This window comes from Thalassotalea fonticola (genome assembly GCF_032911225.1).
Classification (GTDB): Bacteria; Pseudomonadota; Gammaproteobacteria; order Enterobacterales; family Alteromonadaceae; genus Thalassotalea_A; species Thalassotalea_A fonticola.
The window spans coordinates 445,324-461,461 of the sequence record NZ_CP136600.1; the positions used below are offsets into that span (position 1 = coordinate 445,324).

The 16,138-nt window shown below is 40.2% G+C and carries 8 protein-coding genes; 3 read left to right on the forward strand and 5 right to left on the reverse strand.

From position 1 onward, the window contains the following. Positions 1-17: 17 nt before the first annotated feature. The 4 genes from RI844_RS01870 to RI844_RS01885 all read right to left on the reverse strand — a co-directional run bounded on the left by RI844_RS01870 (position 18) and on the right by RI844_RS01885 (position 7,208). The gene (locus RI844_RS01870; RefSeq protein WP_348398303.1) at positions 18-797 is read right to left on the reverse strand and encodes a slipin family protein; all 780 of its coding nucleotides are present in this window, start codon (positions 795-797) and stop codon (positions 18-20) included. A 4-nt stretch (positions 798-801) separates the two neighbouring features. After that, positions 802-2,151, reverse strand: coding sequence for an NfeD family protein (locus tag RI844_RS01875; protein WP_348396781.1), 1,350 nt, complete (start codon positions 2,149-2,151; stop codon positions 802-804). Between the two features lie 116 nt (positions 2,152-2,267). Continuing rightward, entirely contained in the window at positions 2,268-4,493 is a 2,226-nt protein-coding gene (locus tag RI844_RS01880) for a YHYH protein (protein ID WP_348396782.1), read from the reverse strand. Positions 4,494-5,435: 942 nt separating this feature from the next. After that, positions 5,436-7,208, reverse strand: a complete 1,773-nt coding sequence (locus RI844_RS01885; protein ID WP_348396783.1) for a FlgO family outer membrane protein — start codon at positions 7,206-7,208, stop codon at positions 5,436-5,438. A gap of 126 nt (positions 7,209-7,334) precedes the next feature. Between RI844_RS01885 and RI844_RS01890 the strand changes: the two genes are divergently transcribed. Beyond that, complete coding sequence (locus RI844_RS01890; protein ID WP_348396784.1) at positions 7,335-7,754, forward strand: DUF3293 domain-containing protein; 420 nt, start codon at positions 7,335-7,337, stop codon at positions 7,752-7,754. A 1,407-nt stretch (positions 7,755-9,161) separates the two neighbouring features. Further along, positions 9,162-9,923 carry a sulfite exporter TauE/SafE family protein gene (locus tag RI844_RS01895; RefSeq protein WP_348396785.1) on the forward strand — a complete coding sequence of 254 codons (762 nt, stop codon included), beginning with the start codon at positions 9,162-9,164 and terminating at the stop codon, positions 9,921-9,923. A gap of 56 nt (positions 9,924-9,979) precedes the next feature. On the opposite strand, the gene RI844_RS01900 is transcribed toward RI844_RS01895, so the two are convergent. Then, positions 9,980-12,166 (reverse strand): OsmC domain/YcaO domain-containing protein, encoded by a 2,187-nt coding sequence (locus RI844_RS01900; protein ID WP_348396786.1) that lies wholly within the window; start codon positions 12,164-12,166, stop codon positions 9,980-9,982. Between the two features lie 497 nt (positions 12,167-12,663). Between RI844_RS01900 and RI844_RS01905 the strand changes: the two genes are divergently transcribed. Next, positions 12,664-15,909: a S41 family peptidase gene (locus tag RI844_RS01905; RefSeq protein WP_348396787.1), complete on the forward strand. Its 3,246-nt coding sequence runs from the start codon at positions 12,664-12,666 to the stop codon at positions 15,907-15,909. Positions 15,910-16,138: the final 229 nt, after the last annotated feature.

Here is a 16,138-nt window from a genome sequence, read left to right on the forward strand (position 1 = left end):
AATTAAACAGTTGTAGTTTATTCTTTATCCTTATTTAAACTTTTTGTCAGGCTGCTTATTAAGTCCAGCGGCAGTGGAAACACAATGGTCGAATTTTTCTCACCAGCGATTTCGGTCAAGGTTTGTAAATAACGCAGTAAAATAGCATTTGGCTCTTGCGCTAATTTATTCGCGGCTTCAACTAATGCTGACGATGCTTCGTTTTCACCACTGGCATGAATAACTTTTGCTCTTCGGGTACGCTCAGCTTCGGCTTGCCGGGCAATTGCTCGTACCATGGTTTCATTTAAATCAACGTGCTTGATTTCAACATTCGATACTTTTATGCCCCAGGCATCTGAACGAGTATCCAGTATTTCTTGAATATCATCATTAAGCATTTCTCTATTGGCTAACATTTCATCCAGTTCATGTTGGCCCAATACTGAGCGTAGTGTGGTTTGTGCCAGTTGCGAGGTAGCTTCTAAAAAATTTTCAACATTGATGATCGCTTTTTGTGGGTCAATTACGCGAAAATAAATTACTGCGTTCACGCGTACCGACACGTTGTCTCGGCTGATCACATCTTGACTGGGTACATCCATAACTACAGTACGCAAGTCTACTCGCACCATTTGTTGGATAAGCGGAATAACTATGATGAAACCAGGCCCTTTAACTTTGTAAAACCGACCAAGTAAAAATATGACACCACGTTCATATTCGCGCAAAATTTTAAACATGCTTAACAATATAAGCACAACTAAAAATATTACGCTTGCCCAGAAAATTTGTGGACTATAAACAAGAAATTCCATCATTTCACTCCTCATTTTTATGCTCGCTAACTCGTAAAGTTAAGCCATCTATGCTGTTAACTTGCACATGTTGGCCCTTAATTAACTCTTTTTGCGACTCGGCGGCCCAGCGTTCACCATTAACAATAACGTAGCCCAAGCCGTTAAAATTATGTTCTACCAGAGCATTAGCGCCAATAAGCTCTTCTTGGCCACTCACCACTTTATTATTCCGGGTACGCCATAAAAAGCCGAGCGAGAATACAAGAAACAACGTAGACAAAAACGCTACCGCAGCAATTAACGGAATTGAAATTTGAAAATGAGCCTGTTCGGTATCTATTAAAAATATTGAGCCTAAAACAAAAGCGATCACGCCGCCAAAGCCTAAAACACCAAAACTGGGAGCAAATGACTCTGCAATTAACAGCACCAACCCCAAAATTAACAAACCGGCACCAACAAAACTAACGGGTAAAAGTTGAAATGCATATAACGCAATAAGTAATGAAATACCACCTGTTACACCTGCTATGCCAATGCCTGGGCTGTAAAACTCAAGCAGTAAACCATAAATACCGATCAACATAAGAATATAAGCAATGTTCGGGTCGGTGATAGTGGCAATAAAATTGTTGCGCCAATCAGCCTTTATTTCTGTTAACTGGGCATTAGCTAAGTTTAATTGTTGATTTTCTTTATCGATCGTTACGTTATAGCCATTTAATTTTTGCATTAAATCGCTAGGGGATTGCGCGATTAGGTTAATAACGTTTTTATCCAGCGCTTCTGCTGCGGTAAGAGTTGCCGCCTCGCGCACGGCTAATTCGGCCCATTTTTCATTTCTGCCACGTAACTGCGCTAATGAACGAATATAGGCGATGGCATCGTTCAGCACTTTTTTTTCCATGGCTGTTGGTGTGCTGGGCTCTTTCTGCTCTTTATCACCACCGGTTGGAGCCCCTATACTGACAGGCGTTGCAGCGCCAAGCGTTGTTGCCGACGACATCGCGGCAATATGGCAGGCATAAAGAATATACGTTCCAGCACTGGCAGCTCTGGCGCCTTGTGGGTATACCAAACAAGCAATTGGCACAGAAGACGCCATAATTGCCATGTTGATATCGCGTAAACTTGAGCTTAATCCGCCTGGGGTATCTAGGGTAATAATCAGTAAAGGAGAGTTTTTATTAATATTGGCGTTGTTGATTCCGCTGACGAGATAGTCGCTGACCGCAGGCCCAATGGCGCCTTTAATTGTAAGCACCGGCACTGTTTGAGAGCCTGTAGAAATATCGTTTAATTTGGGCGGCTCGGTATGAGCTTTGCCAACAAAGCTAAAGATTAACAATAAGCCTACCAACCAGCGTAACATAAGGAAAACCTCATACTGAACTAATAACAATTAGACCTGTTATAAAATAAGTTTAGTTCAATTGTGTAAGTTTTTCTTCTCTGCTACTTAGCGCTGGTTATCGGTTATTAAGGGGGTTACTTATAAAATGTAGGGTCGGGCGTACCTTTAAAACAATTTAATACATAAGGGAAACCGTCTGTTATGTAATAGCCGTACACACCGTCTACCGTCATGCCATTACACTCATCTAAATCACCAAGCCCTTCTACATATTCATTATCGTCTCGGTAGGTACCATCATAGACCCCGCCTGGACTACCATTGGTAGTAGGGCGGCTGCCGCCTATTACTTGATAACTAGACAGCGCTTTTCTTATATTGCCATTATCATCGAAGTAAGGTCCAAAAATCGGGAAACCATCGGCAGCAAAGCCAACTACAGGAGAAGCGTTACCGTTATTTTGTGCATGATAAAATGCATTAGGAGTACCATGATAGTGATATGTGCCATCAGGCTGGGCGTGGGCATTATGGCTGTCTACTCGAAAACCGCTCAGTGGTGACATCGGATCATAACGCCACGCTTGATTCATATCATTACAGCCAACTTTGCCATTACCAACGCCAAAACAACCCGCGGCTAGTAAATCAACTTTGACCCCATTGAGCAATATGGCGTTGTCTACTTGCAAGCTAATTTGTGTTGCTGTGTTGGCAAAACTTGGAGTATTGGTGATCTCAAAGGTGTCGTTTTGTGCGGATACATTATTTGGGAAGCTGTTATCACCATCGTTAAAATCGTGATTGGGAATGGCGTTGGTGTTAAAAATGCATTTTTCTGCGTTGCTGGTTATGACTAAGTCACCAACAAATACCAAGGCGTTATTTACATCTAAAACATTTGATCTGTATTGCTCAACATAGTCACTGCAATTTGCATTTCTGTTTTCAAATATTTGATTGGTAATATCTAAAGCCGTACCTGTTGTTTCGTTACGAACAGAGTTGGCGATATCTTCAAGTGCGTGCACAATGTCATGACTGTCAAAGGCAGTAAGCAGTAGGTCATTTGTTTCTGCTAGATCATGTTCAACATCAAATAACTGCTGCCCACCATCGGCAAATTCAATTAATTTATAATCGCCTTCACGCACGGCCCAACCAGTTGTTGAATTACTTTCAAACTCAGAATAATTATACTCTCGAGTTTGTTCTGTGGTGGTTAACGTTGGCACAAAACTTTGACTATCAAACACGCTAGACTTATTACTGCCCGCAAGCTCAGCTATGGTGGCAAATAAATCAACGCTGTTAACAAGAGTACTATCAATGGCATTTGAACGACCTACGCCTGTACCTGAAATTACCAATGGCACTCTAATTCCACCTTCATATAAGGTGCTTTTACTGTGGGTTTTGTCAAATACGCTAGTATCTATCACTTGTGCTGGAGTGCCGTTATCACCCATAAAAATAATTATGGTATTGTCTTGAACTTCTACTGGGAGTGATGAAATTAATCGGCCTATTTCACTGTCCATGGCTTCTATGGCTGCCAAGTAGTAATCACGCTTATTAGTATTTATATCTGTATCACTACCTAATAACTCAGTACGGTTGTGTAAAGACGATGGTGGTAGATGAAACGGTGAATGTGGTGCTGAATAAGCAAGCCAAACAAACCAGGGCGACGGTTGCTTTGTTATCCAGTCAATGGCCAAGTCAGTGATTTTAGTGGTGTGATATTCATTAACAGTACTGGTTTGCCCGTTAACGGTTAGCTCCCAATTGTAATAATCATCAAGGTTACCTAAATTTCCTGCATAATGTTCTATACCACTGTCGTTCGGGTGGGTAGCACTTGCCTGACCGCCGCCTAAATGCCATTTACCAAACACCGCAGATTGGTAGTGTGATGTTGCCATATCTGCTTTTAAGTATTCCGGTAAGGTTTGTAAAGTTGTATCAAGTACCGCTGGCACGTAAGTTACACCACTATTAACACCATACTTACCGGTTAATACAGAAGCTCTGGTGGTAGTACAGGCCGGTGTTGCCCAAGTGTTTGTATAGGTTATGCCATGCTCGGCTAAATTATTGAGCGTTACTGTATTTGGTAAGTCAGTAGAATATGAATACTGAGCGGAAGCATCTAATCCCTGATCATCACTGAGAATAAATAAGATATTAGGAGAGTTTGAAGACGCATCATTATTGCTAGTGTCATCTTCATTGTTAGTTCCTTCATCAACGGGGGCTGTTTCAACTTCTGGGCTAACTGCTTCTGATTCGTCTGATGAGCCTCCACCGCCGCAACTTACGAGTAATAAAACTGAAAAAACTGATAATAATTTATGCATCGAAATAGGACTCAACAGTAGATGTAAACTAACTATACTAATTTTAAGGTATTTCACCGTCAGCGATAAGTAATAGTTTTGTAAATGTATTGTAAAGCCAAGAGTTTTACGCTGTTTTCGTTGATAAATTTTGGATACCCGAACGAGCCGGGTATGACGTAGGGTTATATTGTCATTCCCGTGCACCATCATTCATTCCTACGCTCTCTACGTCAAACACCTACGCTCTCTCCGTCAAACACCTACGCTCTCTCCGTCAAACACATTCGCTCTCTCTCTGTCTTTTACATTCGCTCTCTATCTGTGTCATTCCTACGTCACACGCATTCTCTCTTTCATTCCCGCGGACGACACCATGGATGGAGGAGGTAGAGCGAAGCAGGATGCCAGAGCCGAGGCGGGAATCCATTTTATGATGGATACCCAAACAAGTTGGGCATGACAGTTTCGATGGGTATGACGGTTGCGTTGGGTATGACGGTTGCGTTGGGTATGACGGTTTCGATGGGGACTGCGAGGCGGAAATCTATAATATAAAAAGCAAAAAAAAACCTCCAAAATGGAGGTTTAAAAAATAAAAATATAGGTCCCAGGGAGAAAACTAAATTTTGTTTACGTTATATATGACGCAACTAAACGAATAAAGTTCAAATATTGAAGTAAATATTCTAAATAAATTTAAATAATGCCAATAGATGAATAATTAGACCCTGAAATAAATTCAGGGAATGGTTAGGAGCAGGGAACAGGGAATAGTTAGGCAAATGGAATAGTTGGGAACATGGAATGGTAGGGAACATAAAATAGTTGGGAACTGGTAACGGCAGGCACACGAAATAGCAGTGTGAGAACTCAATTCTATCTTGCTGAACTTATTCTCACCATTTGCTGAAGTTGTTTCAGTATCTATATTTTTCTGTAATAGCCTGCCCTGTTAAGGAATTATAAGCCAAGGTTTTTACGACGAAACGTTATAAATTTAGCCAATGGGTCTGTGTTAAGTAGCCGCTTTATGCCCGGATGCTCGATCTCAGTTCTAGGGTCGGCGATCCTTAAGTCGATAAATTCAAAGTAATTCAAACCTTTAGTTAAAGCCTTCTTAAGCCATACTTCAGTTTGTTCAAAATCACCATTTTCAAAATACAAGTTGGCAATAAATAATGGGTATATATCGGCATAAGAATAGTCATATATTTTCGAACCCATCAATCGCTTTAATGCAGCTTCATCACCTGCACGGGCAGCAACGACTAAATTGGTAAATTGGCTTTGCAAACCCCAGTCAGCAAGAAAATTAATATGCTCCTGATTTGCTGCAATGAGCCTTATGCCGTAATAATTTGGTAAATTATTGATGTTACTATTATTGGTTTTAAATCGATTATCATTAGCTAGAACTGTTAATACCTCAACGCCTTCAGAGTTACGTCCAGCTGAGATTAATACTTGTCCATATTCGCTGTTATTTATGTAAGAATTAGGCTCAAGTTTGAACGCCATAGCTTCAATTTCAATGGCTTTATCATAAGCCATAACGGTATTTAAATAGTCACCATAAAAATTATAAACCTCGGCATCTTTGGCTGAGGTACTGATAATTGCTTCAAAGTCTTGTTTGGCACCGACAAAATCACCTTCAAATTGAAATTTAATAATGGCTGAAGCCAAAAGAGCCTCAATATTTTTACGATCTAAACTTAATGCTTTGTTAGTTGCTTCTCGGGCTAGTTTTTTTTGCTTTTTAAGATCAACCATTAAGCCATAATTCATTAATAAGGCGTAGGTTCTGCCAAGGCTTGCATAAGCATTGGCATAATTCTCATCTAGAATTATGGCTTGTTTAAAAAGGTTTATCGCTTTAAACAACGCTTGCGGATTATTATAACGTTTAGCATATTCAAACTTTCCTTGCAGGTAAGTTGAGTACGCTTCTATATTATTCGTTTGGCTGTACTGAATTTGCTCATAGTGCAGGGTGATCTTTAATGAGCCAACAATGGCATGAGCTATTTCATCTTGAATAGTAAAAATATCATTAAGCTCACGCTCATAAGTATTACTCCACACAGAACTGTCGTCTTTTACATTAATCAGTTGTGCGGTAATGCGTACCTTGTTGCCAGATTTTCGTACGCTGCCTTCAAGTACATGATTCACATTTAACGCTTTGGCTATATGACTAATACTTTGAGCACTTCCTTTAAACACAAATGAAGAAGTACGTGAGCTTACCGTTAAATCATTTATCCGTGCCAAGCGGTTTAAAATCTCTTCTGAAATGCCATCTGAAAAATATTCTTGTTCGGAGTCTGAAGACATATTTACAAAGGGCAATACGGCAATCGAACGAGTTTCTGAAGCAACGTTTTCAGATGAAAAGTATTGGTTATATACCATGCCGCCAATAATTAATAACAATGCAGCGATAATGACAAAGTCGATATATCTGCTGGTTTGATGGCTTATGGAATCATCGGGCAATACCTCTTTACTGCGCTTTAAACCTTCAGGAGTAAGTTCAAACGCCCAGGCAAATAGACAAGCTATAGGAAAACCTGCCAACAACATAATGAATACAAACTTAGCGACCCAATCCGGCGCTAAAATAATGGGTACAATTGAATTCACTACCTGCACAATGAGCCAAGCAACAATCACATAAGCAATAGCTACTTTAAAAACGTTACGGCGTTTAAGCTCTTTAATTAAGGTCATCGCGTTTGGCAAAATGATTAATTATCGTTTATAAAGAATAGTTTAATTGTGCAATTAGTAAAATTAGATGAGCATTGTTTTTAAATATCTGTACACTGATGTTCAAATCATCTTAAGAGACTCCCAATGGATAAGAATTTGCAACAAGCCTATTTAAACACTGACTACATCATTGATGATGAATTAGGTTTTTGGCAAATCAACATTGGTGATACAGACCGCCCACTTAGCCGTTATTTAAATACTTTTGAAAATCCAACCGCAGCGTTTATTACTGCTTATAACCCAATGAGCAAACGTCTTAAGGAAGGGCAAAATAAACAGCGTCTGCAACAACTTCAACAAGCAGTAGGTAAACTTGGTTTAGCTTCCTGTAAAGGTTATGGATTAAGCCAGCAAAATGATTGGCCCCAAGAGCACAGTTTGTTGATTACCAATATCACCAAACAACAAGCCAGCCAATTAGCCAAAGACTTTCAGCAAGCAGCTTATGTGTGGATAAACGAGCATGGCCTAGTCTCTCTGGTTGGCCAGCAAGATTATTAATTCTATTAATACCCTGAAATAAATTCAGGGACTGGCCGTTGAATCAATCCCACCACTTGCTGAACTCGTTTCAGCATCTCAAATGATCAAAACAAGAATACTGTAATAATTTACATTGTTAGATAAAGGTAAGCGTATAGACATCTCAGGGTTAAATATATGTAAATATAAAATTACCTTTAAATATCAAGCACTAACAAACAAACACTGCAACATAGCATTAGCATTGAATGAACATAAAATTCACACACCTTTCAGCTTTGTAACGGCCACTTCCAAAAGTTGTAATTGTTACTTATTGTAACCAAGTTGTTTTTAATTATTGCCAGTAAGGCAGTTAAGAAGGTTTTATGACCATATTTTTAGTGTGCATGTTAAGCGTACTTGGCATTGTAGTTTGTAATGAAATTAAATGGTTTTAACCAGTAATTAGTTATTTATAAAGCGCAATTACACAAGCTCGCAATGAACTAACAAAGTAATTCTTGGGGAAGAAATAACGAGGGGAAACCTGAGTTACATTAAATAAAAAACAACAATAACAAAAAACAGGCAAGTTCACCTTGCCATTATTACCGAGCTCGCTCGGTATTTTTTTGTCTAAAATTTCTCACCGTCATTCCCAACACCCAGTCGTCATTCCGTACTTGTTACGGAATCCATAAACCATGAAATAACCCTACATAATAGATTCCCGCCTTCGCGGGAATGACGGATAGTTATTGTAACTCCAACGCCTAGCCGTCATTACCAAACGCCCAGCCGTCATTCCGTGCTTGTTACGGAATCCATAAGCCATGAAATAACCCTATGTAATAGATTCCCGCCTTCGCGGGAATGACGGTTAGTTACTGTAACTCCAACGGCCAGTCGTCATTACCAAACGCCCAGTCGACATTCCCAAACGCCCAGCTGTCATTCCGTGCTTGTTACGGAATCCATAAGCCATGAAATAACCCTATGTAATAGATTCCCGCCTTCGCGGGAATGACGGATAATTATTGTAACTCCAACACCCAGTTGTCATTTCCAAACGTCCAGTCGTAATTCCGTACTGTTACGAATCCATAAGCCATGAAATAACCCTATGTAATAGATTCCCGCCTCGGCTCTGGCATCCTGCTTCGCTCTCAGCACAAGTTCCCGACAGTGCTCTACCTCCTATATCCATATCGTCGTACCTCCTCCATCCATGGTGTCGTTTGCGGGGATGACGGTTAGTTATTCTATGAGCAAAGTTATGATGTTCGGTTGGCGTGACTTTTAAATCATGGATGATTTAACTTAGAATTGCCACGGATGGTATTAATTCTGTAGTCGCGCGTAATTAATACCTAGTATTAAAAGTTAATATCTAACTGCAACCATGTTAATGTGCTGCATAAATCATTCTTAGCTGCCGTTGTAATGCTCGAACACTTATTACTTTTTATCATCAGTTTACTCGCTAACACTTTATCGTCACTAGCTGGCGGCGGAGCCGGGCTTTTACAATTACCTGTGTTAATATTTCTGGGTTTACCTTTTGGCGTAGCACTCGTCACCCATAAAATAGCATCTGTGGCTTTAGGTATTGGAGCGTCATTAAAGCACCTTAAGCACGGTGGATTTCAATGGCAGCTTGTTACCATCATGATAGTCGCTGCACTTCCAGGCGTTGTACTTGGCGCCAACGTTATTTTAAATATACCCGAGCATATTGCGATGTTCTCGCTTGGCTGCTTAACCATATCTTTAGGTATTTACTCTTACTTTAAACCAAATTTAGGCATGCACGACAGCTTAAAAAACTTAACCCTTAGAGGTTACCTTATCGGCGGCTTTGGCTTATTCCTGTTAGGTATTCTTAATGGCTCATTAACGTCAGGCACTGGTTTATTTGTCACCATGTGGCTTATTCACTGGTTTGGTATGAACTACTCACGCGCCGTTTCTTATACTTTAGTTATGGTAGGTATTTTATGGAATGGCGCTGGCGCCGTTACTTTATCGTTATTGGGAACTGTGCAGTGGTCTTGGTTACCGGCACTTATTTTAGGATCATTAATTGGCGGTTACTTGGGGGCCCATTTAGCCATTGAAAAAGGAAATACTTTGGTAAAGAGGGCCTTTGAGATCATGACTGTGGTTACGGGGTTGGCTTTATTGATAAAAGCGTTTAATGGATAAATAAAAAAGCTAACTCCAAACATAAGGAGTTAGCTTTTATTGTACCAATTAATGCTTTATTTAGCTGCTTTCGACGCTCGTGCCTGGTGAAGCTTTTTATAGCTGTCTATTAATCTTAGGTGCTTGTCTAAGCCTTCCAAATTCATGCTGGTAGGAGTTAAACCAAAGAACTTAACGTCACCGGTTATTGAGCCAACAACGTTCTCCATGGTGTCTTTGCTGAACATTCGCTCTAGGTTATTAATAAAGTGTTCCAGCTCTAAATCATCGTTTAAGGCAATTTCAAGAGTGGTATGCAGGGCTTGATAGAACAAACCACGTTCAACAGTATTATCATTATACTGTAAGAATTCTTCCACTAGCTCCATCGCTTCTTCAAGCCCACCCAAGGCAAGGTAAATAAGCGTTTTAAGCTCAAGAATGGTCAGCTGGCCCCAAACAGTGTTTTCATCAAACTCAATACCAATAAGAGTTCTTATATCAATGTAGTTATCAAGCTGGCTTTCTTCTAAGCGTTCAAGCAAACCTTCTAAGGCGTCATCACTTAAAGAATGAAGATTTAAGATATCTTCACGATAATCGAGTGCTTTGTTGGTGTTGTCCCAAATTAGGTCTTCAACCGGGTACACTTCTGAATAATCTGGTACCAGCATGCGACAAGCGGTAGCGCCCAAATCATCAAATACGGCGATGTACACTTCTTTGCCCATATCTTTTAATATATTTAATAAGCACTCATTTTCTTCTTCGTTGCTGCCTGAAAAATCCCATTCGCTAAATTCATAATCATGATCGCTACTAAAGAAACGCCAAGAGATCACCCCGGTTGAATCAATAAAGTGTTCAACAAAGTTTTCTGGCTCAGTAACCGCAAGGCTGTTAAAGGTTGGCCTTGGTACATCATTTAACCCTTCAAAGCTGCGACCTTGCAATAGTTCTGTTAGGCTGCGCTCCAGTGCAACTTCAAAGCTTGGGTGAGCACCGAACGATGCGAAAACACCCCCGTTTTTTGGATTCATCAGCGTTACACACATAACAGGGAATTGGCCGCCTAAAGAAGCATCTTTAACAACGATAGGAAATCCTTGCGCTTCTAAGGCGTTAATACCCGCTACAATGCCTGGGTACTTATCCAACACATTTTGTGGCACGTCAGGTAACACAATTTCTTCTTCAATGATCTGTCTTTTTACCGCACGTTCGAAAATTTCTGACAGACATTGTACCTGCGCTTCAAACAGGTTATTACCGGCACTCATGCCATTACTTAAGAATAAATTTTCGATTAAATTTGATGGGAAATAGACCGTTTCTCCATCGGAATGACGCGTATAAGGGATAGAACATATTCCGCGCTCAACCAAACCTGAGTTAGTATCAATTAAATGTGAGCCGCGCAGTTCACTGCTTGGGTTGTATATGTCTAAGCAATAGTCATCTAAAATGCCTGATGGTAACTCGTCATTAGCGCCTGGCTTAAACCACTTCTCATTTGGGTAATGCACAAAGTCACTATTGGCGATGTCTGTACCTAGATACTGATCGTTATAAAAGAAATTACAGTTAAGACGTTCAATAAACTCGCCTAACGCTGAGCACAGTGCACTGTCTTTGCTCGCGCCTTTACCGTTGGTAAAACACATAGGCGATGCCGCATCACGAATATGTAATGACCACACATTTGGCACAATATTACGCCAAGACGAGATCTCAATCTTCATCCCAAGCTCAGCCAAAATGCCAGTCATATTAGCGATGGTTTCTTCAAGGGGCAGATCTTTACCTAAAATGTAGTGATTGGTTTCACCATCTGTTTGACCCATAAGCATGGCTTGTGCGTCTTCCTCAAGGTTTTCAACTGTGTCTATTTTAAACTCAGGACCCGTTTGTACGACTTTCTTCACCGTACAGCGGTCAATGGAGCGCAAAATTCCTTGACGATCTTTATCCGAAATACTTTCAGGCAGCTCCACCTGAATTTGAAAAATTTGGTTATAACGGTTTTCAGGATCAACAATATTATTTTGCGACAATCTGATGTTTTCAGTCGGAATGTCACGAGACAAACAATACACCCGTACAAAGTAGCCGGCACAAAGGGCAGAGGAGGCTAAAAAGTAATCAAACGGACTTGGGGCTGAGCCATCGCCTTTATAGCGAATAGGCTGGTCAGTGATGACAGTAAAGTCATCAAATTTAGCTTCAAGTCTGAGGTTGTCGAGAAAATTAACTTTGATTTCCATTGAATAGTTTCCTGAGTCGTACGCTGCAATTTACGGATTGTTCTTAATTGTAGTAATTATCTGTTTTTTCGCGGCAATAGTCTTGAATTAATTGTAAAAACTGGCGAAATAGCTGCTTTTAGATGAAAAACATTGAAAAGTGGTAGGTGTGGTTTCAATCGCACAGAGCTAAGTGTCATTCCGTACTTGTTACGGAATCCATAAATAGCAGAATAAAAGCCACTTGCAAATATAAGCTGGCAAAGAATTTTAGGGAGGAAAACTATGAAACGTGGTTGGCGTGATTTTAATTGCGCGTAATTAATACGGAGTATTGAAAGTTAATCAAATTGGTTAATACAGCGTAGAAATCACATGTAAAACCTTGAAATAATTTGTTGTAAGCGAATGTTAATCAGGGCTATGAAAAAGCAACATGAATTGCTACCATTTTCTTGAGTTATCAATATTCTCTATTACACTAAGGTGTTGAAAAATAATAAATAACGGATATAACAATGAAAAACATATACGGAATAATAGTTTTATCTTTAATCATCATATTTCAAGCACATGCCAGCAACCATCAAGGTACTTTATTACTGAGGCAACCTGATATCCAAGGTAACGTTGTAGTATTTACCTATGGCCAAGAAATTTGGAAAGCCGAGCTGGATAACTTAAATGCCAAGCGTATAACCAGCTTTCAGGGGCAAGCACAAAACCCAAAAATATCTCCGGATGGTAAATGGATAGCATTTACCGGCCAATACAATGGTAATAGTGATGTTTACATCGTGAATGTCAATGGCGGTATGCCTAAGCAACTTACCTGGCACCCTGGCGCTGATATTGTAAAAGGCTGGAGCAATGACTCACAAAGTGTGTTGTTTGGCTCGGGCAGAGATCAAGCGCCACGTGCGCAATCACGTTTTTATCAAGTAAAAATTAGTGGTAATACCCCCACATCATTACCTATGATCAGATCGCAATCCGGCAGTTATTCAGATGACTCAAGCCAGTTTGTTTACCAAAAGGTATCGCCATGGGATGACGGTTGGCGTAAATATAGAGGCGGACAAAACAACCCTTTACGCATTGTTAACTTAAAAACCTTAGCAGAGCAAAGTTTGCCATTTAACGGCGAAAAAGTAACAAATCCTATCTGGCATGGTGACGATGTTTATTATCTGTCAGACATAGAAGATGTTGTAAATGTGTATAAGTACAACTTAGTGAGTAAGAAGACCACTAAAATCACCAGCCATAATGATTATGACGTTAAAGGTTATGGCAGTGACGGCACAAATATTGTGTATGAACAGCACGGCAAATTATTATTATTAAGCGAAGGTAAAACTCAAGCGTTAGCCATTACCATTAATGCCGATTTCCCTTGGGCGGCAGCAAGTTGGAATAAAGTAAACGAACACATTGAAGCAATTGCAATATCACCAAATGGTAAGCGCGCGCTATTTACCGCTCGTGGCGAAGTGTTTTCAGTACCGGCCAAGCATGGTGATATTCGTAACCTGTCTAAAAGCAGCGCTAGAGAAACATCTGCTGTATGGTCTGCAGATGGCCAAAAAATAGCTTGGTTTTCAGACGAAAGTGGTGAATATCGATTAGTTATTAGCGATCAACATGGCCAAAGCAGAAGCGAAATAAAATTACGCGAGCAAGGGTTTTACGCCAATTTAACCTGGTCGCACGATAGCAAAAAACTAACCTATACTGATGAAAAACAACAATATTGGTTAGTCGATCTGGATAAAGAGCGCAGTACCTTAATTGATCAGGACACCAGAGTTATTGTCGAAAACCTGGTGAAACCGATATTCTCGCCGGACGATAACTACATTGCTTATGTAAAAACAGAAGCTAACTTTTTACGTAATGTATATGTGTACTCAGTGAAAGAAAAAACCTCTCACCTTATTACCAGCAATATGGCCGATAACAACGCCTTTGCCTGGGATATTAATGGCAAATATTTATATGTAACGGCCAGTACGAACTTTGCCAGTAAAGCACCATGGCTAGACTTAAGTATTGAAGGTAAGGCGCTAGAGACCTATGAAATTTATGCGGTGTTACTAGCAAAAGATACACCAAGCCCAGTGCCCTTAAAACAAGAAGATGAAGAGGCAAAATCCGATAAAAGTAATGGCGAAAAAGACGATGATGAAAACGATGAAAAAGACGGGGAAATCATTGTTAACATCGATTTCGACAATATTATTAATCGCTTAATTCCAATACCGCTTGATACAGGATATTACTCAAATTTAACCAGTACCGAGCAAGGATTATTGTATGTTGCAACCAGCAGCGACGGCACTTATAAATTGCATATGTTTGACTTTAAAAAGCAAGAGTCAGCACTAATTAAGGATAATGTACAAAATTATGTTGTCGCCGATGATAATAACCATGTATTGGCCAAGCAAAAAGGTAACTGGTTATTAGCCGGTACTCCTGCCGATCTAGAAAAAGCTGAGCCACTAAACGTAGCTCTTAATTTATGGATAGATCCGAAAAAGGAATGGCGCCAGAAATTTCATGATGCCTGGCGTTTTCAGCGTGACTATTTTTATGTAACTAATATTCATGGCGCCAACTGGAACAAGGTTTATAAAGACTACTTACCATTAGTAGAGCATGTCAATCACCCGAGTGATTTAACCTACCTGTTAGACAATATAGGTGCCGAAACATCGGTAGGGCACTCGTTTACCCGTAATGGTAAATTGCCAAGTATTCCAAAATCGACAATAGGCCTATTGGGTATAGATGTTGGTATTAAGGGCAAATACTTTGTGATCAATAAAATTTACGACGGCGAGCAATGGAATTCGCAAGTGACCAGTAATGCGCCGCTGGCCAGCCATAAAGAAAAACTGAACGTTGGTGATTTTATTCTTGCAGTAGATGGCGTCACACTTGATAGCACACAGAACTTTTATCAATACTTCAATGGCACTAAAGGCAAACAAACCAAACTAACCATTGGCATTAATGGCTCAATACAAAAACCAATAGAGCTTTGGGTAAAACCTACCGGTAATGAATACGAGCTGCGAATGCATGCATGGATAGAGAATAACCGTCGTTATGTTAATGAAGCGTCTAATGATCAATTAGCCTATGTATGGGTGCCTGATACTACAACTGAAGGGTACGAGTACTTTAACCGATACTTCTTTGCGCAAGCAGACAAACTAGGAGCAGTAATCGATGAGCGCTTTAACCATGGAGGCTCTATTGCTGATTACTTTATTGATGTGCTTAATAGAAAATTAAGCGGTTATTTTAACAACACTCTAAAACCAGGTCAGCCACTGACTAGCCCAGGTTCATTAATTAACGGCCCGAAAGTGTTACTGATTAATGAAATGGCAGGCTCTGGCGGAGATATGTTTCCATACCTGTTCCGTTTTCATAATATTGGTAAGCTTATTGGCAAAACCACTTGGGGCGGCCTGGTTGGCATATGGGGCGTACCGGCATTAATTGACGGCGGCTATATTACCGCACCGAGAAGTGGCTTTTATGATTTAAATGGCCAGTGGAAAGTTGAAAATGAAGGCGTAGCACCAGATATTGACGTGGATGAAAACCTGCAACTTGCCAGCCAAGGCATAGACAGCCAATTAAAACGAGCAGTTGAAGTAGCCATGGCCGAGCTTAAAAACCAAAAAAATAACAGACAACAACCAGCACCTGCTGAACCAATACGAGCGGTAACTGCGGCAATGGAATAGTAAAACCAAGTAAAAATAACGAATGAGCCTGCAACTGCAGGCTCTTTTGTTAACGCCATAAAATCTACATCCCTGCTGTCACTTCCACCGCACAGTGCCATTCCCACCGTACAATGTCATTCCCACGAAGGTGGGAATCCATAAATCGCAGACAAAAAAAAGCCCCGATCCATCGTCTTTCCATACTTGTTACGGAATCCATTAACCGCAAACAAGAAAATGCCTATTT

What these genes read in the sequence shown, in the direction of transcription:
- RI844_RS01870 (WP_348398303.1), bottom strand. Translation starts at nt 797, where the DNA reads ATGGAATTTCTTGTTTATAGTCCACAAATTTTCTGGGCAAGCGTAATA.
- RI844_RS01875 (WP_348396781.1), bottom strand. Translation starts at nt 2,151, where the DNA reads ATGTTACGCTGGTTGGTAGGCTTATTGTTAATCTTTAGCTTTGTTGGC.
- RI844_RS01880 (WP_348396782.1), bottom strand. Translation starts at nt 4,493, where the DNA reads ATGCATAAATTATTATCAGTTTTTTCAGTTTTATTACTCGTAAGTTGC.
- RI844_RS01885 (WP_348396783.1), bottom strand. Translation starts at nt 7,208, where the DNA reads ATGACCTTAATTAAAGAGCTTAAACGCCGTAACGTTTTTAAAGTAGCT.
- RI844_RS01890 (WP_348396784.1), top strand. Translation starts at nt 7,335, where the DNA reads ATGGATAAGAATTTGCAACAAGCCTATTTAAACACTGACTACATCATT.
- RI844_RS01895 (WP_348396785.1), top strand. Translation starts at nt 9,162, where the DNA reads ATGCTCGAACACTTATTACTTTTTATCATCAGTTTACTCGCTAACACT.
- RI844_RS01900 (WP_348396786.1), bottom strand. Translation starts at nt 12,166, where the DNA reads ATGGAAATCAAAGTTAATTTTCTCGACAACCTCAGACTTGAAGCTAAA.
- RI844_RS01905 (WP_348396787.1), top strand. Translation starts at nt 12,664, where the DNA reads ATGAAAAACATATACGGAATAATAGTTTTATCTTTAATCATCATATTT.